This window comes from Streptomyces sp. URMC 124 (genome assembly GCF_051386455.1).
GTDB lineage: Bacteria > Actinomycetota > Actinomycetes > Streptomycetales > Streptomycetaceae > Streptomyces.
This window is the reverse complement of record NZ_JBPQTS010000018.1, coordinates 40,012-59,613: the sequence shown is the minus strand read 5'-3', so window position 1 is coordinate 59,613 and position 19,602 is coordinate 40,012. Positions and strand designations below refer to the sequence as shown.

Sequence of the window (19,602 nt, the reverse complement as noted above, 5' to 3'; positions counted from 1 at the left end):
TGTCACTCATACGCCCAGGGTACGGGGCGGGGGCGGTGCCGGACCGCGCCTACCCCGTACGCACTGTCCCGCCGCGCTGATCTTCGACGACCCGCTGTCGCAGCAGTCCTCGGACGACACCGACCGCGGCTGGGGAGAGCGTCCCGCCTCCGGCGGTCCCGCTGCGGACCTGGCCCGCTTCCTGGACGAGAAGCCGCCGCACCACATCTGAGGAGGCGGGCCCGGCCGGTCAGGCCCTACCGCTGGGCCGGCACCGTCTCCGAGCCCGGCTCGCGGCGCTGTTCCACGAGGGCGTCGCGGATCTGCCGGAGCAGTTCCAGCTCGGTCTCCTTGGCCGGGGCCGCCGGCGTGCGGGCCGCCTGCCGGTCCTGCCAGCGCTTCATCGGCAGCAGCATCAGGAAGTAGACGACGGCGGCCGTGATCAGGAAGGTCAGCGAGGCGCTGAGCACCGCGCCCCACTGGATGAAGACGCCCTTGGTGACCTCACCGGCCGCGTTCTTGGCGCAGGGACCCTTCAGGCAGGACGCGTAGTGGTCGAGGTCCTTCGTGCCGAAGGCCCCCACCACCGGGTTGATCACGCCCTTGACCACCGAGTTCACGATGTTCGTGAACGCGGCGCCGATGACGACGGCGACGGCGAGGTCTATGACGTTGCCCCGCATGAGGAACGCCTTGAAGCCGCCGAGGACCCCGGTCTTCGTCGTCACTGCTGAGCCTTTCTTCCTGCCACTGCTTCCACCCGGATGCCCTGGATGCCCCGGATATTCCGGAATGAAGGATTCCATACCGGGCCGGGGCGCGGGACATCAAGGCAGTTCGATACCCAGGTCCCAGCCCCGGTGCACGTCCGCGCACAGGCAGCCGCGCTCCGCGGTCTCCGGCAGGGCCGTGACCGCCGCGAAGAGCACCTCGCGCAGCCGTCCCACGTTCTCCCCGAAGACCCGCATGACCTCGTCGTGCGAGACGCCCTGGCCCGTCTCGGCGCCCGCGTCCAGGTCCGTCACCAGCGCCATCGAGGTGTAGCAGAGCTCCAGCTCGCGGGCGAGGACGGCCTCGGGGTGCCCGGTCATGCCGACGACCGTCCAGCCCTGGGCGGCGTGCCAGCGCGACTCGGCGCGGGTGGAGAAGCGCGGCCCCTCTATGACGACCATCGTGCCGCCGTCCACCACCGGCTCCCAGCCGTGCCCGCGCGCCACCGCGACCGCCACCGCGCGCCCGGTGGGGCAGTAGGGGTCGGCGAAGGAGGTGTGGACCACATTGGGCACGCGGCCGTCGGGCAGCGCCTCGCCGTCGAAGTAGCTCTGCGCGCGGGCCTTCGTCCGGTCCACGAGCTGGTCGGGGACGACCAGCGTGCCCGGCCCGTACTGCGGCTGCAGCCCGCCGACCGCGCACGGGGCGAGGACCTGCCGCACGCCGAGCGAGCGCAGGGCCCACAGGTTGGCCCGGTAGTTGATGCGGTGGGGCGGGAGGTGGTGATCGCGTCCGTGGCGGGGGAGGAAGGCGACCTTCCGCCCGGCGAGCTCGCCGACGAAGAGGGAGTCGCTCGGCGACCCGTACGGCGTCATGACCGTGACCTCGGTCACGTCCTCCAGGAAGGAGTAGAAACCGGACCCGCCGATGACGCCTATATCCGCACGCGCGCTGTGCATGTCGACCATGAGGATCACCCTAACGGCGCGTCAGGGCATGCCACAGAGCCCTTCGCCTCCGGTGGGGGAGGCGAAGGGCTCTGCGGGAAGAACCGTGATCGGTCAGGCCGCCGAGGTGCCGGTGGAGGCCGGGGCCGACGAGGACGCCGTCGAGGAGGCCGAGGACTTCGCGGCCGAGCTCTCCGAGCTCTTGGAAGCGGACGAAGTCGTGCTCGAGGTCGTCGAGGACTTCGCCGGCGAGCTGCTGGACGACGCGCCGCGGCTGTCGTTCCGGTAGAAGCCGGAGCCCTTGAAGACGATGCCGACCGCGGAGAAGACCTTCTTCAGGCGTCCCTGGCAGCTGGGGCACTCGGTCAGGGCGTCATCGGTGAACTTCTGCACCGCCTCGAGGCCCTCGCCGCACTCGGTGCACTGGTACTGGTAAGTCGGCACTTGCTCCTCCTGGCACTCTCACTCGTTGAGTGCTAACGACGATCCATACTGCAGTATTCCTGTCCGTCAGTCCACCGAGACCGGCTCACGGTGACCGACCCCACGTGCCGCGACGACCGACTCCGAGGGCGGGGTCAGCGCCTTCCGCAGGGCCAGCAGGACCAGCAGCGCCACCGCCGTGCCGCCCAGCGGCACCAGGAAACCGGTGCTCGCGCCGTGGCCGTCGATCAGGCGGCCGCCGACGGTCGCACCGGCCGCCTGGCCGAGGCCGACGGCGCCGGTCAGCCAGGTGAACGCCTCGGTGCGGGCGCCGGCCGGGACCAGCTTCTCCACCAGCGTGTAGCCGGTGATCAGCGACGGGGCGATGCACAGGCCGACCAGCATGCCCAGGGCGCCCAGCAGGACCATGTGGTGCGCGGCCCACAGCGGCGTGGTGGCCAGCACCAGCAGCGGATAGGCCAGCAGCAGGCGGCGCTGCGGGCCGGTCTTCCAGGCGATGACGCCGCAGGCGATGCCCGCGATCATGTTTCCGGCCGCGAAGGCGCCGTACATCAGACCGTTCAGGCCCGGCTCGCCCATCTCCTTGGTGAAGGCCGTCATCGACACCTGCATGCCGCCGAAGACGGTGCCGATGCCCAGCATGACGATCGCCAGCACCCGCACGCCCGGCACGGACAGCGCCGAGACGCGCTTGCCGGCCTCCGCGGCACCCGACGCCGCGCGGCTCGCCTGCGGCTGCGTGCGCCGCTGCGAGGCGAACAGCAGACCGCCGGCCAGCGTCAGCACGGCCTCGGCGACCAGACCGGCGGCCGGGTGGACGCCGGTGCACAGCGCCGTGGCCAGCACCGGGCCGATCACGAAGGTGAACTCGTCGGTGACGGACTCGAAGGCCGCCGCCGTCGACATCAGCGGCGAGCCGTCGAGCTTGCTCGCCCAGCGCGCCCGCACCATCGGGCCGATCTGCGGGGTCGACGCACCGGCCGGCACGGCCGCCGCGAGCAGCGCCCACAGGGGCGCGTCCGACAGCGCGAGCACCGTCAGCAAGGAGATCGTCGCCGCGTGGACGACGACGCCGGGGATCAGGACCGCGGCCTGGCCGAAGCGGTCCGCGAGCTTGCCGCTCTGCGGAGCGAACAGGGCCATGGCCACGCCCGCCGTCGCCGAGACGGTGCCGGCGGTGCCGTACGAGCCGGTGGTGTCGTTGACCAGCAGCAGGATGCCGATGGTCAGCATCGCGAACGGCTGCCGGGCCAGGAAGCCCGGCAGCAGGAACGTCCACGCGCCGGGGGTGCGCAGCAGCTGCCCGTATCCGGGCCGTTCGTTGACCGTGGATGCCACGGCCCAGGCCTTTCCGCCGCCTGGTAGCGCGCCACCGGACGGCAAGCCGCCACGGAGCGCGCCGAGAGCTGTCCTCTCGCGCAGGACCGTGGTAGATGCCTTCCGGCCGCCTCGTGCGACCGCGGCCGCCGTGCGGTCGCGCCAGCCCTGCATCAGGCAGAGTTGGTTCGGTGTGTATCTGGGGAAACCTCCCGCTGGGAGCGGGAGTGAATGATTACTTCCTCTTTATCATACGGGTGCCCTTGGATATGCCTATGGCCTTCGTCACAGAGGCCTCCCCGGACGGTCCGCCGGACGGCTCCCGGTGGTTGCCCGCCGTGCCCAGCCAGCCCGCCAGCTTGCCGCCCTCGCCGACCGCCCGCAGCCGCTTCTCGGCCGCGTCGCGCACCGGGTCGGTGGCCACCACGAGCAGCTCGTCGCCGCGGCGCAGCACGGTCGCGGGCTGGGGCACGAAGCTCTTGCCGTCCCGGACGACCAGGGTGACCGCGGCGCCGGGCGGCAGCCGCAGCTCGGAGACCTCCACGCCGTGCATCCGCGAGCCCTCGGGGATGGCGACGGACAGCAGGTGGCCGCGCAGCCGCTCCAGCGGCGCCGACTCGATGCCGAGGTCCTCCGGCTCGTTCTCGCCCAGCCGCAGGTGCCGCGCCAGCCAGGGCAGCGTCGGGCCCTGGACGAGGGTGTAGACGATCACCAGCACGAAGACGATGTTGAAGATCGTGCGGCTGTCCTCCACCCCGGCCACCATCGGGATGGTGGCCAGCACGATGGGCACGGCGCCGCGCAGCCCGGCCCAGGACAGCAGGGCCTTCTCCTGCCAGGGGGTCCGGAAGGGCGCCGTGCTCAGGAAGACGGACACCGGCCGCGCGACCATGGTCAGCACCAGCCCCACGACCAGCGCCGGGACGATGTCGTCGCCCAGCTCGTGCGGCGTGACCAGCAGGCCGAGCAGGACGAACATGCCGATCTGGGCGATCCAGCCGAGCCCCTCGGCGAAGCCGCGGGTGGCCGGCCAGTGCGGCAGCTTGGCGTTGCCGAGGATCAGGGCCGCGAGGTAGACGGCGAGGAAGCCGGAGCCGTGCGCGAGGGCGCCGCCCGCGTAGGCGGCGGTGGCGATGGCCATCACGGCGATGGGATAGAGGCCGGAGGCGGGCAGTGCCACGTGCCGCAGACCGTACGCGCCGAGCATGCCGAACGCGATGCCGACGGCGGCGCCGATCGCCAGCTCCAGGGCGATCTTCCCGAGCAGCAGGTACCAGTGCTCGACGGGGCCGGCCGCCGAGAAGGCGACGACGAGGATGACGACGGGGGCGTCGTTGAAGCCGGACTCGGCCTCCAGGACACCGGTGAGCCGGGACGGCAGGGGGACGTTGCGCAGGACGGAGAAGACGGCCGCGGCGTCCGTCGAGGACACCACCGCGCCGATGATCAGGGCCTGCCGCCAGTCGACGCCCGCGAGGTAGTGCGCGGCCGCGGCGGTCAGCCCGACGCTCACCGCGACGCCGAAGGTGGACAGGACGGCGGCCGCGGGCAGCGCCGGTTTGATTTCGTGCCACTTCGTCCCGAGACCGCCCTCGGCGAGGATGATCACCAGGGCGGCATAGCCGATCACCTGGGTCAGGCCCACGTCGTTGAAGGAGACGCCGATGCCGTCCTGGCCGATGGCGACCCCGATGCCGAGGTAGATGAGCAGGCTCGGCAGCCCGCTGCGCGAAGAGATGCGTACTGCCGCCACGGCGACGAGCAGGACGAGGGAGCAGATCAGCAGGAGTTCGTTGAGGTGGTGGACAGTCAGGGGCCGGTCCCTTCACGAGCGCCTTGCGACGCGTGTCTTGCCACGGACGACGGCCGGAACGTTCCTCCGGCCGAGGGGAACTTCATTTCCTCATCTAATATTTTACGGGTTCTTGACGCCGACCGGCCTCGCGAGGGTGCCGGGTGGGGGCGATCGCACCGCACGGTCCGGCATCCGCGTCCGGGCGCTCAGCGCCCTGCGCCTATGGTTGCTTCCAGCACTCCAGGACCACCCTGCCCCTCTAAGGACAGCGATGCCCGCCAACAAGACCGGCCCTTCCGGCAAGAAAAAGAAGGGGCGACGTGCCCGCCTGCTCGTGATCACCGTCGTGCTGCTGCTCGTCGCGGGCATCGGCTTCGGCGCCTACTGGAGCGTCAGCACGGTGCGCGCCTCCTTCCCGGAGACCAGCGGCACCCTCCAGCTCAAGGGACTGAACGGGCAGGTCAAGGTCGCGCGTGACGACCACGGCATTCCGCAGGTCTACGCGGACAGCGCCGAGGACCTCTTCCGCGCCCAGGGCTTCGTCCAGGCGCAGGACCGGTTCTGGGAGATGGACGTCCGCCGGCACCTGACGGCGGGCCGCCTGTCCGAGATGTTCGGCGACGGCCAGGTCGAGACCGACGCCTTCGTCCGCACCATGGGCTGGCGGAAGGTCGCGCAGGAGGAGTACGACACCAAGCTGTCGGCGACCACCAAGAAGTACCTCCAGGCGTACTCCGACGGCGTCAACGCCTACCTCAAGGACCATCAGGGCAAGTCGCTCTCCGTCGAGTACGCGGCCCTGGAGTTCGAGAACGACTACAAGCCGGAGAAGTGGACGCCGGTCGACTCGGTCGCCTGGCTCAAGGCCATGGCCTGGGACCTCCGCGGCAACCTGCAGAGCGAGATCGACCGCTCGCTCGCCTCGACGCGCCTGAGCCCCCGGCAGATCGAGCAGCTGTACCCGTCGTACCCGTACGACCGGAACAAGCCGATCGTCGAGGGCGGCGCCATCGACCCGGCCACCAAGGAGTTCGACCCGAAGGCCACCCCGACGGAGGGTCAGACGGGACAGACGGGGCAGGCCGGTCAGAACGGCCGGAACGGGCAGCCCGGCGGCACGGGCACGGCGGGCACGCCGGGCGCGAACGGCACTCCCGGCACCCAGAACAACAACGGCAGCCCCGCCACCGGCGGCGGCGCCGGCGCGGCCGGCGGACTGCGCTCCGGCCTGACCGCGCTGTCCGGCACCCTGGACAAGATCCCGGCCCTGCTCGGCCCGTCCGGCAACGGCATCGGCTCCAACTCGTGGGTCGTCTCCGGCCAGTACACGGCCACCGGCAAGCCGCTGCTCGCCAACGACCCGCACCTCGCTCCCCAGATGCCCTCGCTCTGGTACCAGATGGGCCTGCACTGCACCAAGACCGGCCCGTCCTGCCCGTTCGACGTCGCCGGCTACACCTTCGCCGGCATGCCCGGCGTGGTCATCGGCCACAACCAGGACATCGCCTGGGGTATGACCAACCTCGGCGCGGACGTGACCGACCTCTACCTGGAGAAGGTCACCTCCGACAGCTACCTGTACGACAACAAGCAGGTCCCCTTCGCCACCCGCAAGGAGACCATCAAGGTCGCCGGCGGCAACGAGCGCACCATCACCGTGCGCTCCACCCGCAACGGCCCCGTCGTCTCCGACCGCAACAGCGAGCTCGGCAAGGTCGGCCAGGACGCCCCCGTCAAGGACCCGGCGCCCGACCGCGCCGAGGGCTACGCCGTCTCGCTGCGCTGGACCGCGCTCGACGCCGGCCGCACGATGGACGCCCTCATGGACCTCAACCGGGCCACCGACTTCGCGTCCTTCCGCAAGGCAGCGGCCGGCTTCGAGGTCCCCTCGCAGAACCTGATCTACGCCGACACCAAGGGCAACATCGGCTACCAGGCCCCGGGCCGCATCCCCGTCCGCAAGGGCGACGGCCGCATGCCCGCGCCCGGCTGGGACCCCGCCTACCAGTGGACCGGCTTCCTCAAGCCGGGCGAGCTGCCGTGGGAGCTCAACCCCAAGCGCGGCTACATCGTCACCGCGAACCAGGCCGTCACCGACAAGAAGTACCCGAACGCCCTCACCGGCGACTGGGGCTACGGCGCCCGCAGCCGGCGGATCAGCGACCTCATCCAGTCGAAGATCAAGGACGGGGGCAAGATCTCGACGGACGACATGCAGAAGATGCAGATGGACAACCACAGCGAGATCGCCAAGCTGCTGACGCCCTACCTGCTGAAGATCGACATCAAGGCCGAGAACGAGCGCGAGACCAAGTACGTCCGCGAGGCCCAGAAGCTCCTCGAGGGCTGGGACTACAACCAGGAGGCCGACTCGGCCGCCGCCGCGTACTTCAACGCCGTCTGGCGCAACACCCTCAAGCTCGCCTTCGGCAACAAGCTCCCCAAGGAGCTGCGCGTCAAGGGCCAGTGCCTGCGGGTCCGCCCGGCCAACGACGCCGGCCCCCAGGAGGACCTCGACGGCAACACCCGCCTGGTGCGCGAGTGCGGCGAGCGCGAGCCGGACTCGGCGCAGCCCGACGGCGGCGACCGCTGGTTCGAGGTCGTCCGCGGCATCCTCGACAAGCCCGAGGACGACTGGTGGAAGACCGGCGGCCGCGCCGGGGCCGGCAACCGCGACGAGCTGCTCGCCCGCGCCATGAAGGACGCCCGCTGGGAGCTGACCTCCAAGCTCGGCAAGGACGTCGACTCCTGGAGCTGGGGCCGCCTCCACCAGCTCAACCTGAAGAACCAGACCCTCGGCAAGGAGGGCCCCGGCATCGTCCGCTGGATGCTCAACCGCGGCCCGTGGAACCTCGCCGGCGGCGAGGCCACCGTCAACGCGGCGGGCTGGAACGCGGCCGGCGGCTACGACGTCGTCTGGGTCCCGTCCATGCGGATGGTCGTCAACCTCGCCGACCTCGACAAGTCCCGGTGGATCAACCTCACCGGCGCGTCCGGTCACGCGTACAACGCGCACTACTACGACCAGACCGACAAGTGGGCGAAGGGCGAGCTCCTGCCGTGGGCTTTCAGCCCGGACGCGGTGAAGAAGGGCACGGACGCCGAGCTGACCCTCAAGCCGTAAGCCCTGCGGGCGGCGCCTTTCCACGGAGGGGTTCCGCCCGGATGGGCACCGCCGGTCACGCCGGTGGGGGCTGAGCGCCGCTGCGGCGGGCATGCATTGCCGGACGGGCTGGATATTTATCCAGCCCGTCCGGCGTTTGAGGACGAGCGCGCTAGCGCGAAAAGCGCCGCAGGCCGCTCGGGGTGACTACGGCGTCCACCGGACCATCGTGCGGCTCCGCCGGCACCTCGGCGATCACCTCGCTGTCGTACAGCAGGACGACCCGCGACGGAGTCGCCCCGGCGCGCTCGAGCCGGGCGAGCACCCGGTCGTAAGACCCCCCGCCGCGCCCGAGCCGCATCCCCCGCGCGTCCACCGCGAGCCCGGGCAGCAGCACCGCGTCCGCGGACGTCACGGCCTCCGGCCCGAGCCGGGGCCCGTCCGGCTCCAGGAGCCCCCGCCCGGCCCGTACGAGACGGTCCGGGCCCTCGTAGACGGCCCAGTCGAGATCGTTGTCCTCCAGGAGGACCGGGAGCAGCACCCGTACCCCCTGTCGGCGGAGCGCCTCCAGGAGCGCGCGCGTACCCGGTTCGCGCCCCACAGAGACGTAGGCGGCGACCGTCGCGGCCTGTGCGAGCTCGGGGAGCTCCCGTGCGCGGCGGGCCAGGGCGTCCCCCGCCCTAGCCACGTCATCCGAGGTCAACCCGGATCTCACCGCCAGGAGACCGCGCCGCAACCCTGCCTTACTACCGTCGTATGTGATCACTGTGCGTACAAACTCCTTGCCTGGGGGCATACTCGGTGGAGCCTCGTCCTCCGCACAATCTCAACGGATAGTGTTCGGCCCATGACTCACTCGCGTCCTCGGATCAGCAAGGCTGTCATCCCGGCAGCCGGTCTCGGCACCCGATTTCTGCCTGCCACCAAGGCCACGCCCAAGGAAATGCTGCCTGTCGTGGACAAGCCGGCGATCCAGTACGTGGTGGAGGAGGCCGTCCTCGCCGGCCTCTCGGACGTCCTCATGATCACAGGGCGTAACAAGCGCCCGCTCGAGGACCACTTCGACCGGAACTACGAGCTGGAGGAGGCGCTTCGCCGCAAGGGCGACGACTCGCGCCTGGCGCGGGTGCAGGAGTCCAGCGACCTGGCGACGATGCACTACGTCCGCCAGGGCGACCCGCGCGGCCTCGGCCACGCCGTCCTGTGCGCCGCCCCGCACGTCGGCAACGAGCCCTTCGCCGTCCTCCTGGGCGACGACCTCATCGACGTCCGGGACCCGCTGCTGTCCCACATGGTCGCGATCCAGCGCAAGCACGGCGGCAGCGTGATCGCCCTCATGGAGGTCGATCCCGCCCAGGTCGGGATGTACGGCTGCGCGGCCGTGAAGCCCACCGACACCGACGGCGTGGTGCAGGTCACGGGCCTGGTCGAGAAGCCGGACCCGTCCGAGGCCCCCAGCAACTACGCGGTGATCGGCCGCTACGTCCTCGACCCGGCCGTCTTCGACGTGCTGCGCGAGACCCCGCCCGGCCGCGGCGGCGAGATCCAGCTGACCGACGCCCTGCAGGCGCTGGCGGCCGAGCCGGGCCTCGGCGGGCCCGTGCACGGCGTGATCTTCAAGGGCCGCCGCTACGACACGGGCGACCGCGGTGACTACCTGCGCGCCATTGTCAGACTGGCCTGCGAGCGTGAGGATCTAGGACCGGACTTCCGCGCCTGGCTCCGCCGTTACGTCACCGAGGAGATGTAGCACCTTGAGCAGTACCGCCGCCGACACGGCCACCGACCCCGTCCCCGCCGCGACGGACGACCCGGACCGCCTGTGGACGGTGGAGGAGCACCTCGCCGACGTCCTGGGGAAGATCCGCCCCCTGGAGCCGATCGAGCTGCAGCTGCCGGACGCCCAGGGCTGCGTCCTGGTCGAGGACGTCACCGTCCCGGCCGCCCTCCCGCCCTTCGACAACAGCTCCATGGACGGCTACGCGGTCCGTACGGCCGACGTCGAGGGCGCCACGGAGGAGTTCCCGGCGGTCCTCACCGTCGTCGGCGACATCGCGGCGGGCAGCGGCGGGGCGGCCGTCACGGTGGGGCCCGGCGAGGCCGCCCGGATCATGACCGGCGCCCCGCTGCCGGCCGGGGCCGAGGCCGTCGTCCCCGTGGAGTGGACGGACGGGGGCGCCGGCGGCGGCCGCGCCGTCGCCATGGACGCCCACAGCAAGGTCCCCGAGCGCTCCGGCGGGGAGGTCCGCGTCCACCGGCCCGTCGCCGCCCGCGCCCACGTCCGCGCCCGCGGCAGCGACGCCCTCACGGGCGAGCTGGCCCTCGCCGCGGGCACCGTCCTCGGCCCGGCGCAGATCGGCCTGCTGGCGGCCATCGGGCGGGCCACCGTCCTGGTGCGGCCGCGGCCCCGCGTGGTCGTGATGTCCACCGGCAGCGAGCTCGTCCAGCCCGGCGAGGAGCTCGCCCCCGGCCGCATCCACGACTCCAACAGCTTCGTGCTGTCCGCCTGCGCGCGCGACGCCGGGGCCATCGCCTACCGCGTCGGCGCCGTCGACGACGACGCCGAGGTCCTGCGCGCCACCCTGGAGGACCAGCTCATCCGCGCCGACGCGGTCGTCACCAGCGGCGGCGTCAGCGTCGGCGCGTACGACGTGGTCAAGGAGACCCTCTCCGGCCTCGCGGGCGAGGAGGGCAGCGTCTCCTTCCGCCGGCTGGCGATGCAGCCCGGCAAGCCGCAGGGCTTCGGCCGTATCGGCCCGGACCGGGTGCCGCTCTTCGCCCTCCCGGGCAACCCCGTCAGCTGCTACGTGTCCTTCGAACTCTTCGTCCGCCCGGCCCTGCGGGCGCTGATGGGGCTCGAACCCGTCGACCGCACCACCGTGCGCGCCGTGTGCACCGACGCCGTCGCCTCCTCGCCGCAGGGCCGCCGCCAGTTCCTGCGGGCCCGCTACGAGCCGGGTACGGGCACGGTCTCGCTCGTCGGCGGCGCCGGCTCGCACCTGGTGAAGGCCCTCGCCCAGGCCGACGCCCTCGTCGTCGTCCCCGAGGAGACCACCTCCGTCGCCGCCGGCACCGAGGTCGACGTGGTGCTCCTCGGCTGACGGCCGGCCGGCTCCTCGGCCGGTGGTCCGCGGTGCGCTGCCGGTACGGTGTCTGCCCAACAGGACCCGGACCAGGAGAACCATGAGCAGCGCCCAGGACCCGCCCGAGCCCTCCCGCCTCACCCACATCGACAGTGCGGGCGCGGCCCGCATGGTCGACGTCTCGGCCAAGGAGGTCACCGCCCGCACGGCCCGCGCCAGCGGGCGGGTCCTCGTCGCGCCGCGCGTGGTGGAGCTGCTGCGCGGGGAGGGCGTCCCCAAGGGCGACGCCCTCGCCACCGCCCGCATCGCCGGCATCATGGGCGCCAAGCGCACCCCCGACCTGATCCCGCTGTGCCACCCGCTGGCCGTCTCCGGGGTGAAGGTCGACCTGTCCGTCGCCGACGACGCCGTGGAGATCACGGCCACGGTGAGGACGACCGACCGCACCGGCGTGGAGATGGAGGCCATGACGGCCGTCGCCGTCGCCGCCCTGACCGTCGTGGACATGGTCAAGGCCGTGGACAAGGGCGCGACCATCACGGACATCAGGGTGGAGGAGAAGACGGGCGGGAAGTCGGGCCGTTACGTGAGGGAGTCCTCATGACCGCGCCCCACGGCTACCGCGCCCTCGTCGTCACCGCCTCCAACCGGGCCGCCGCGGGCGTCTACCCCGACAAGGGCGGGCCGCTCCTGGCCGCCGGGCTGGAAGATCTCGGGTTCGCCGTGGACGGGCCCGTCGTCGTCCCCGACGGGCCGCCGGTGGAGGCGGCCCTGCGCGACGGCGTCGCCGCCGCCTACGACGTGATCGTCACCACCGGCGGCACCGGCCTGTCGCCCACCGACCGCACGCCCGAGGCGACCCGCCCCCTCCTCGACCGGGAGGTCCCCGGCATCGCCGAGGCGATCCGTGCCGAGGGGCTGGCCGCGGTGCCGACCGCCGCCCTGTCCCGGGGGCTGGCCGGCCTGGCCGGGCGGACGCTGATCGTGAACCTGCCCGGGTCGACGGGCGGCGTCCGCGACGGCCTCGCCGTGCTGGGCCGGGTGCTGGTCCACGCCGTGGAGCAGGTGCGCGGGGGCGACCACCCGAGACCGGGGGGCCCGCACTGAGCGCCGGCCGGCCCGCCGCGCTCGCCGACGGCGACGTCGTCCTGCGCGCCATCCGGATGCGCGACCAGCAGGCCTGGCGGGAGGTCAACCGGCGCAACCGCGACTGGCTGCGCCCCTGGGAGGCCACGATCCCGCCGCCCCCGCCGGGCGGGCCGGTCGCGCACCGCCCCACGTACCGGCAGATGGTGCGCCACCTGCGGGCCGAGGCGCACGCGGGGCGGATGCTGCCGTTCGTCATCGACTACCGGGGCAGGCTGGCCGGCCAGCTGACCGTGGCCGGGATCACCTGGGGCTCGATGTGCTCGGCCCACATCGGCTACTGGGTGGACGCGGCCGTCGCGGGCCGCGGCGTGATGCCGACCGCGGTCGCGCTCGCGGTCGACCACTGCTTCCGCTCGGTCGGCCTGCACCGCGTGGAGGTGTGCATCCGGCCGGAGAACCTGCCCAGCCGCCGGGTGGTGGAGAAGCTGGGCTTCCGGGAGGAGGGGCTGCGGCCGCGCTACCTCCACATCGACGGCGCCTGGCGCGATCACCTCGTCTACGCGCTGACGGCCGAGGAGGTCCCCGAGGGGCTGCTGCAGCGGTGGCACCGCTCCCGGCCGGGGAACCCCGCGGAAATAGAATAGATATTCGAAAGTGACCGTCAATCGACGGTATTCGAGTGGACTCGGTCTCAACAATCACAAAAAAAGTTCGAGATATCAGCCGGATCGTGCGACACACCGGGCCAATTGGCGGAATCCCCTGCGCGTACCCCTCTACGGTGTGAAGTGTGAGCAGCAGCGGCCTCATCTACGCAGTCATCGTCGGGGCCTGGGCCGCCTACTTGGTGCCGATGTGGCTCCGTAGGCAGGACGAGCTCAATGAAGCCCGTCCGACGGAACGCTTCAGCACCGCCATCCGGCTCCTGTCGGGCCGGGCGGGGATGGAGCGCCGTTACGCCAAGGACCTGGAAGTGCGCGCCGCCGACGACGCGCCGGTCTCAAGCGAGCCCGGGGAACCGGCGGCCCGTGCGCCCGAGCCGGAAGCGCCGACCGAAATGGTCGACGTCCGGCCCTTCGGCATGCCCGGGGGAGGGGGCGGGGCCCCGGCGGAAGCGCCGGGCTCCGCGGGCCCGCCCGGCGGCCTCCCGGGCCCGGCGGCGTCCCCGGGCGCCCAGGGAGCCGCGGGGGAGCGCGCCTCGGCGTCCGCGACCCCGACGGCCGCCGCCGCACGCGCCCGGCGCTCGAAAGTCCTCGCGCGCCGTCGCCGCACCACGGTCGTCCTCTTCCTGACCTTCACCGTCGGCGCGGTCTTCGCCGGCGTCGGCGGGCTGGCGTTCCTGTGGGTCCCGGCCGTCCCGGCGGTCCTCCTCAGCGCGTACATCGTCTACCTGAGGCTCCAGGAGCGGCGCCGCTTCGCCTTCACCATGGACCAGCGCCGTGCCGAACTGGCCGCCCAGCGCCTGCGCGAGGGCCGCCTCCGCCCTCACCGGGCGGCGGACCCCCACGACGCCGCCGACCCCGTTGACACCGTCGCCCGCCCCTCGCCCGCCGCCGAGCGGGCGCCCGAGCCCTCGCCCGCCGCGGGCCGCCGCGCCCTCGTGGAGCAGACCGACCACGCCGAGTGGGTCGACCAGCAGCGCGACCGCGGCGCGGCCGAGGGCTGGGACCCGGTCCCCGTCCCCCTGCCCACCTACGTCACCGCGCCGGTCGCCCCGCGCGCCGGCGACAGCGTCGACCTGGGCGCCCCCGACACCTGGAGCTCCGCCCGCTCCAGCACCGCCGACCCGGCGGCGGACCGGGCGCGGGCCGCAGCCGAGGAGCGCCGCGGCTCCCGCCCGCGCCGCCGCCCCCGGGAATCGGGCCGCACCCCCCTCTTCGACCAGTACGCCGACGACGACCGCCCCCGCGCCGCCAACGAGTGACCCGCGCCACTCGCGGGGCCCCCGCCGCTGACCAGCGGCGAGCGGATTTCCGAGCACCCGGATGGGGGTGCTAGAGTTTCACTCGTTGCAAGGGCCTGTGGCGCAGTCCGGTAGCGCACCTCGTTCGCATCGAGGGGGTCAGGGGTTCGAATCCCCTCAGGTCCACAACAACACATCAAAGCCCCCGTCGGATAAGTCCGGCGGGGGCTTTGACGTGGGGTCGGCACTTTCGTGAGCGCTCAGAGTTTCCGGGCCACCTTCCGCGCGACCTTCACCACGTCGCCCGCCGGCTTCGTGCGCGGGGACGGGCGGTGGCGGAGCCAGTCGTCCTCCAGGGCGTACCAGTCGATCGGCTTCGGCCTGCGGCGGGTCGAAAGGGAGGCGTCCAACTCCTTGAAGTACGTCTTCCAGCGCTTGCGGTAGAGGCCGCCCACCAGGCCCGACCACTCGCGGTTGGCGTAGTCGTGGAGCTTGCCGGCGTCGGCCGAGGCGCGCGGGCCCCACGTCGTCAGCAGGGTGAGGGCGTCGTGTTCCAGGCGGTCGCGTTCGGCCGCCGAGGAGCCCCAGGCGCGGGCCGCCGACGTCCAGCGGCTGAGCAGGTGGTGCTCGTCGGTGGCGACGGTTTCTTCCAGGAGGGTCATCCAGTCGAGCCATTGGTCCGTCAGCTCGCGGAAGCGGGCCCGGTCGCCCGCTTCGAAGGCGTCCTTGATGCGGGGCAGGAGGGTGCGGCTGCGGTTGGCGATGGACTGGCGGGTGACGTCCAGGAGGTCGTAGCGGTAGGCGGAGCTGCGGCGCAGGTGCGGGGCCACGGCCAGGAGTTCGGGGAGGGCCTTGTCGAAGGCGTCCGGGTCGTAGCGCAGTTGCCGGGGCGACCAGGCGGCGGCGTGGGTGACGGCCAGGTCGGGGCGGGCGCCGAAGAGGCCGTCGGCGGCCTCGCTCCAGCCGTCGGCGCGGGTCGTGCCGTAGGCGGTGCGGCGCAGGACGTCCCAGGCGCGCACGGCGTGCGGGTCGGCGGCGCCGTAGCGGTAGCGGGGCCACCGCGCGAACCAGTCCTCCAGGTCGACCCGGCCCTCCGTCCAGGCCAGGTCGCTGAAGAGGGCGAGGGCCGCGGGGTTGTTGTCGGCGGCCTCCGGCATCAGGGCGATGCCCTTGAGGGCGCTGCCCCGTTTGGTGCGCCAGTCCTCGAAGAGGGCCGCCCAGTCGCGGGTGTTGGCGCCCATGGCGGTGTGCCCGCCGAAGTTCCAGATGGAGCCGAAGGCGTACGGGGTGCCGCCCCAGTCGTCCTCGCGGTCGGTGACCTTGGGGTAGTGGTCGGAGACGCCGTCCAGGATGAGCATGCGCTTGCGGTCGACGGCGTCGACGATCTCGCGCCGCGGGTTCTCCTGCCAGCCGAGGATGGCCCACGTGGCGCGCGGGTGGGCGGCGCGCAGCGCCTTCTCCACGGCGCGGGCGGCGTCGGCGACGGGCACGTCGCCGGGCTTCCCGCCCTCGTGCAGCAGGTCCATCTTGTACAGGGACGTCGGGCCGTAGAGCTCCTTCTGTACCCGGTAGAAGGTCGCCGCGACGCGGCGGAAGTGCGCGGTGCGCGGGTCGAGCCAGTCGGGCCGGCGGAAGCCGCCCCAGGTGCCCTGAGGCACGGTGCGGGCGCCGGGGTTGCGCTTGGCGAAGCCGGGCGGCACGGTGCCGTAGTAGCCGGGGAACACCGGCGTCATGCCCAGCTCCCGCAGCCGGGCCACGATCTTCCTGGCGAGGGCCGTGCGGCGCTCAAGGAGCCCGGCGGACAGCGGGCCGCCGTAGGAGTCCATGTTCTGCAGCAGCCACCACGGCTGGTGGGCGGGGCCCGGCAGCCAGGCGCGCAGCTCGGCGTCGCCGTAGCCGTGCTCGCGGAACGTGCGGTGGTAGACCGCGTCGGCGCCCGCGTAGACGAGGACCTCGTTGAAGCCGTGCAGCGCCAGCACATCGATTTCGCGCTGCCAGTAGTCCCACCCGTTGTAGGGCCCGGTGTAGCCGTCGTTCGTGTCGTTGAGCACGAAGCGGTGCGGGACGTTCGCCGCCCGGACGAGGGGGGTACGGACGCCGGGGAGGCGGTCGGGGAGGGCGGCGGTCTGCGCCCCGTTCCAGGAGAAGTGGGCGTGGGCGACGTGTCTGAGGTACCAGTGGAAGCCGGTGAGCTGCACCGCGGGCGTCGTGCCCGACACGACGATCGCGCCCGCCCGCCCGGACACCCGGAAGGCGTCCGCCCCGCCCTTGCGCGGCACCGTGCGGAAGGTGACCTGCCGGTGGTGGCGGGGCAGCAGCCGGGCAAGGGCGGCCGCGGCGGCTCCGGCGGCGCCCGTGGGGCCTGCGGCCCCGGCGTCCTCCCCGGCTGCGGGGACCCCCTCCGACGCGCTCCCGTCCCCGGCGGACGTCACGTCCTCGAAGTCGGCGTCGGACTCCGTGCCGGCGCCCTCCGCACCCTCTGCCGTGCCCTCGGTGCCGTCCGCGCCTCCCGGCCCCCCGGGGACGGCCGCGGCGGCCACGCCGGGCACCGCGCCGACGGCGGCCGCTCCTGCGAGGGCACCGAGGAGCCTGCGACGGGCAATATGCATGAGTGACCTCCACCGTGACGAGCGTGACGCTGCAGGGGCTGCAGCGACTGGACCGGACCACTGAGGCGCGGTGATCCTACGAGCCGATGACCGCCACGCGGCAAGGACGCGGTCGGTAATCCAGCCACGCCGGTTACATTTGGCACGAATGGCCCCATCGGAACGACCTGACCTGATAGGCACACCCGCCGCCGGACCCGGTCCGGGGGCCCCGCGGCCGTCACCTGCCGGCCCGACCCGCCGCCGAGGAGCCGGAACGCATGGGACTGCGCACGAAGATCGGTGTGGCCATCACCGCCACCGCAGCCCTGGTCGCCGTCATCATGGGGCTCGTCGTGCACCACCGCACCGCCCGCAACCAGCTGGAGACCGCGCGCGAGGCCATCGAGGGCCGGCTCGTCACGGCCGTGGAGGACCACGCCGCGGGCGTCCACCGGCCGCGCACGCTCGTCAACCCCGAGCACATACCCGGGCCGCTGCGGAAGGGCATCGACGAGCGCGGCCGCGCCGTCCACCTGGACGACAGCGGCCGCGTACCCATGCTGTGGGCGGGCAGCCGCGCCGGCCGCGACACGATCGTCGTCAAGCACCCCTACGCCCGGCAGGCCCAGAACCTGCGCACGCTCGACGAGGCCCTGTGGTGGGCCGGCGGCCTCGGCACCGCCTTCGCGGGCATCGTCGGCGTGGGCCTCGCGACCGTCGCCGGCCGCCGCCTCAACGCCTCCGCCCGGACGGCCGAGCGCATCGCCGACGGCGACTTCAGCGCCCGCCTCAAGCCGCGCGGCGGGCAGGACGAGATCGCCCGCCTGATCGTCGCCGTCAACACCATGGCCGACGCGCTGGAGGCGCGCCTTCAGGCCGAGCGCGAGGTCACCTCCAACATCGCCCACGAACTGCGCACCCCCGTCGCGGGCCTGGTCGCCGCGGCCGCGGTGCTGCCGCCCGGCCGGCCCGCCGAGATGGTGCGGGAGCGGGCGGAGCGGGTCCGGGCGCTGATGGAGGACGTGCTGGAGGTCGCCCGCCTGGACGGCTCCGCCGAGCGCGCCGACACCGAGCTGCGGGCGCTGGGGGAGCTGACGCGGCGCGCGGTCCGCTCGGCCGTGGCGGACGGCAAGGAGACGGCGGAGGTGCGGGTCGTGCGCGACTGCCTGGTCGAGACGGACGCCCGCCGCGTCGAGCGGATCCTGGCCAACCTCGTCACCAACGCCTTCCGGCACGGCGGGGCGCCGGTGCGCGTGGAGGTCGACGGCGGCACCGTCCACGTCCGCGACAGCGGCCCCGGCTTCCCGCCCGACCTGCTGGTCTGTGGCCCGCAGCGCTTTCGCACGGGCTCGGGCTCCGGCCTCGGCCTCGGGCTGACGATCGCGGCGGGGCAGGCGCGGGTGCTGGGCGCGGGCCTGGCCTTCGCCAACCCGGGCGAGGGGGGAGCGCAGGCGACGCTGGACCTGACGGCGTCGGTGCGGGACGGCTCCGCGGAGGGGTCCGGTGACGGCGCCGGGGCTCGCCCCGCCGGCGAAGCCCGTCCCGCCGGGGACCCTTCCTGAGGTGCGGGCGGGGCCGACTGCCCCAACAGTGGAAGCCATGAAGGAAGACAACGTCCTCTTCTTGCCCGTCGCCTCCGCCGAGAAGGGCCACAAGGCGCTGGACGGCCTCCGCGAAGGGCACACCGCCCGCCGGTTCGTCCTCCGCGAGGGCGTGGTGATCGCCCGCGCGGACGACGGCACCCTCGACTTCCCCGATGCCGTCGACAACTCCGGCACGGCCCGCGCCTTCGCCGTCGGCGGCCTGATCGGCGGTCTGCTGGGCATCCTCGGCGGCCCGCTCGGCGTCATGATCGGCTTCGGTGCGGGCGGGCTGATCGGGGGCGTGCGCGACGCGCGCGAGGCGACGGGTGCGAACGCGGCCCTGGAGATGCTCGCGGCGGAGGTCCCGCCGGGCAGTACGGTCCTGGTCGCCGAGATCGCCGAGGACGGGCCGGAGGAGGCCGATGCGATCCTCGCCCCCTACGGGGAGGCGACGCGCTACCGGACGGAGGACATCCGCCACGAGGTGGAGGCGGCGATCGCGGAGAAGTGAGGCGCGGGCCGGGCCGTGGGGGCCGTGGTCAGCGGGCCGCCGGCACCAGCGGCTTCGTGAAGCAGCGGCTGCTCGCGTAGCCCCGGTACAGGCCGAACTTCTCCGCCTCCGGCACCGCCGCGTACCCGCTCGACACGTACAGGGATATCGCCTCGGGCTGCTTGTCGCCGGTCTCCAGGACCATGCGTATGCGGCCCGCCTCCCGTGCGCTGTCCTCCAGCGCCGCGAGGATCCGCCGCGCGAGGCCGCGCCCGCGCGCCTCCGGCACCACGTACATCCGCTTCAGCTCGGCGTCGCCGTCCGCGTACCCCTCGTCGTTCGCCTCGTGGCCGCGCCAGCCGCCGGTGGCCACCGGCGTGCCGTCCGGCTCGTAGGCGATGAGATATAGGCCACGCGGCGGTGCGAACTGCGCCGGCTCCAGCGGGGTGAGATCACCGTCTCCGTACCGCTGCGCGTACTCCAGTTGCACCCGGTCCTGGAGCTTCACGGCGTCGGGGTGGTCGTACGCGACCGGCAAGATCTGCATTCAAGGCATCGTACGGAAGT

18 protein-coding genes and 1 tRNA gene are annotated in these 19,602 nt (G+C 73.0%); 11 read left to right on the top strand and 8 right to left on the bottom strand.

Features of this window, described 5'->3' with window-relative positions; genetic code table 11:
- On the top strand, positions 1-211 hold a 211-nt coding region (locus tag ACSNOG_RS06075; protein ID WP_436751487.1), incomplete at its 5' end, for a hypothetical protein.
- A 25-nt stretch (positions 212-236) separates the two neighbouring features.
- On the opposite strand, the gene mscL is transcribed toward ACSNOG_RS06075, so the two are convergent.
- From mscL to ACSNOG_RS06050, 5 genes are all read right to left on the bottom strand, one after another.
- Positions 237-707 (bottom strand): large conductance mechanosensitive channel protein MscL, encoded by a 471-nt coding sequence (gene mscL / locus ACSNOG_RS06070; protein ID WP_436751486.1) that lies wholly within the window; start codon positions 705-707, stop codon positions 237-239.
- Between the two features lie 99 nt (positions 708-806).
- Positions 807-1,658 (bottom strand): S-methyl-5'-thioadenosine phosphorylase, encoded by an 852-nt coding sequence (locus tag ACSNOG_RS06065; RefSeq protein WP_436751485.1) that lies wholly within the window; start codon positions 1,656-1,658, stop codon positions 807-809.
- Positions 1,659-1,751: 93 nt separating this feature from the next.
- Entirely contained in the window at positions 1,752-2,081 is a 330-nt protein-coding gene (locus ACSNOG_RS06060) for an FmdB family zinc ribbon protein (protein ID WP_436751484.1), read from the bottom strand.
- Positions 2,082-2,147: 66 nt separating this feature from the next.
- The gene (locus ACSNOG_RS06055; protein ID WP_436751483.1) at positions 2,148-3,419 is read right to left on the bottom strand and encodes an MFS transporter; all 1,272 of its coding nucleotides are present in this window, start codon (positions 3,417-3,419) and stop codon (positions 2,148-2,150) included.
- 214 nt (positions 3,420-3,633) lie between these two features.
- Positions 3,634-5,211, bottom strand: a complete 1,578-nt coding sequence (locus ACSNOG_RS06050) for a potassium/proton antiporter (protein ID WP_436751492.1) — start codon at positions 5,209-5,211, stop codon at positions 3,634-3,636.
- 253 nt (positions 5,212-5,464) lie between these two features.
- On the opposite strand from ACSNOG_RS06050, the gene ACSNOG_RS06045 reads away from it, so the two are divergent.
- On the top strand, positions 5,465-8,317 hold the full coding sequence (locus ACSNOG_RS06045; RefSeq protein WP_436751482.1) for a penicillin acylase family protein: 2,853 nt from the start codon (positions 5,465-5,467) through the stop codon (positions 8,315-8,317).
- Positions 8,318-8,468: 151 nt separating this feature from the next.
- Here the strand turns inward: ACSNOG_RS06045 and ACSNOG_RS06040 are convergent, their stop codons facing one another.
- A complete protein-coding gene (locus tag ACSNOG_RS06040) occupies positions 8,469-9,092 on the bottom strand; it encodes a 5-formyltetrahydrofolate cyclo-ligase (protein WP_436751481.1) in 624 nt (207 codons plus the stop codon).
- Positions 9,093-9,143: 51 nt separating this feature from the next.
- Here ACSNOG_RS06040 and galU point away from each other — a divergent pair, with 51 nt between their 5' ends.
- The 7 genes from galU to ACSNOG_RS06005 all read left to right on the top strand — a co-directional run bounded on the left by galU (position 9,144) and on the right by ACSNOG_RS06005 (position 14,557).
- The gene (gene galU, locus ACSNOG_RS06035; RefSeq protein WP_436751480.1) at positions 9,144-10,046 is read left to right on the top strand and encodes a UTP--glucose-1-phosphate uridylyltransferase GalU; all 903 of its coding nucleotides are present in this window, start codon (positions 9,144-9,146) and stop codon (positions 10,044-10,046) included.
- Between the two features lie 70 nt (positions 10,047-10,116).
- Entirely contained in the window at positions 10,117-11,397 is a 1,281-nt protein-coding gene (gene glp / locus ACSNOG_RS06030; protein ID WP_436751491.1) for a molybdotransferase-like divisome protein Glp, read from the top strand.
- A gap of 82 nt (positions 11,398-11,479) precedes the next feature.
- The gene (gene moaC, locus ACSNOG_RS06025; RefSeq protein WP_436751479.1) at positions 11,480-11,983 is read left to right on the top strand and encodes a cyclic pyranopterin monophosphate synthase MoaC; all 504 of its coding nucleotides are present in this window, start codon (positions 11,480-11,482) and stop codon (positions 11,981-11,983) included.
- Entirely contained in the window at positions 11,980-12,486 is a 507-nt protein-coding gene (locus ACSNOG_RS06020; protein ID WP_436751478.1) for a MogA/MoaB family molybdenum cofactor biosynthesis protein, read from the top strand. Before moaC ends, ACSNOG_RS06020 begins: the two co-directional genes overlap by 4 nt.
- Before the next feature lie 56 nt (positions 12,487-12,542).
- Positions 12,543-13,112 carry a GNAT family N-acetyltransferase gene (locus ACSNOG_RS06015; protein ID WP_436751477.1) on the top strand — a complete coding sequence of 190 codons (570 nt, stop codon included), beginning with the start codon at positions 12,543-12,545 and terminating at the stop codon, positions 13,110-13,112.
- A gap of 146 nt (positions 13,113-13,258) precedes the next feature.
- The gene (gene sepX, locus ACSNOG_RS06010) at positions 13,259-14,392 is read left to right on the top strand and encodes a divisome protein SepX/GlpR (RefSeq protein ID WP_436751476.1); all 1,134 of its coding nucleotides are present in this window, start codon (positions 13,259-13,261) and stop codon (positions 14,390-14,392) included.
- 91 nt (positions 14,393-14,483) lie between these two features.
- Positions 14,484-14,557, top strand: a tRNA-Ala gene (locus ACSNOG_RS06005).
- Between the two features lie 74 nt (positions 14,558-14,631).
- Here the strand turns inward: ACSNOG_RS06005 and ACSNOG_RS06000 are convergent.
- Positions 14,632-16,980: an alpha-N-acetylglucosaminidase gene (locus tag ACSNOG_RS06000; protein WP_436751475.1), complete on the bottom strand. Its 2,349-nt coding sequence runs from the start codon at positions 16,978-16,980 to the stop codon at positions 14,632-14,634.
- A gap of 260 nt (positions 16,981-17,240) precedes the next feature.
- On the opposite strand from ACSNOG_RS06000, the gene ACSNOG_RS05995 reads away from it, so the two are divergent.
- Both ACSNOG_RS05995 and ACSNOG_RS05990 read left to right on the top strand, forming a co-directional pair.
- On the top strand, positions 17,241-18,524 hold the full coding sequence (locus ACSNOG_RS05995; RefSeq protein ID WP_436751474.1) for an ATP-binding protein: 1,284 nt from the start codon (positions 17,241-17,243) through the stop codon (positions 18,522-18,524).
- Positions 18,525-18,561: 37 nt separating this feature from the next.
- Positions 18,562-19,056, top strand: a complete 495-nt coding sequence (locus ACSNOG_RS05990; protein ID WP_436751473.1) for a hypothetical protein — start codon at positions 18,562-18,564, stop codon at positions 19,054-19,056.
- 28 nt (positions 19,057-19,084) lie between these two features.
- Here the strand turns inward: ACSNOG_RS05990 and ACSNOG_RS05985 are convergent, their stop codons facing one another.
- Positions 19,085-19,582, bottom strand: a complete 498-nt coding sequence (locus tag ACSNOG_RS05985) for a GNAT family N-acetyltransferase (RefSeq protein WP_436751472.1) — start codon at positions 19,580-19,582, stop codon at positions 19,085-19,087.
- Positions 19,583-19,602 lie beyond the last annotated feature (20 nt).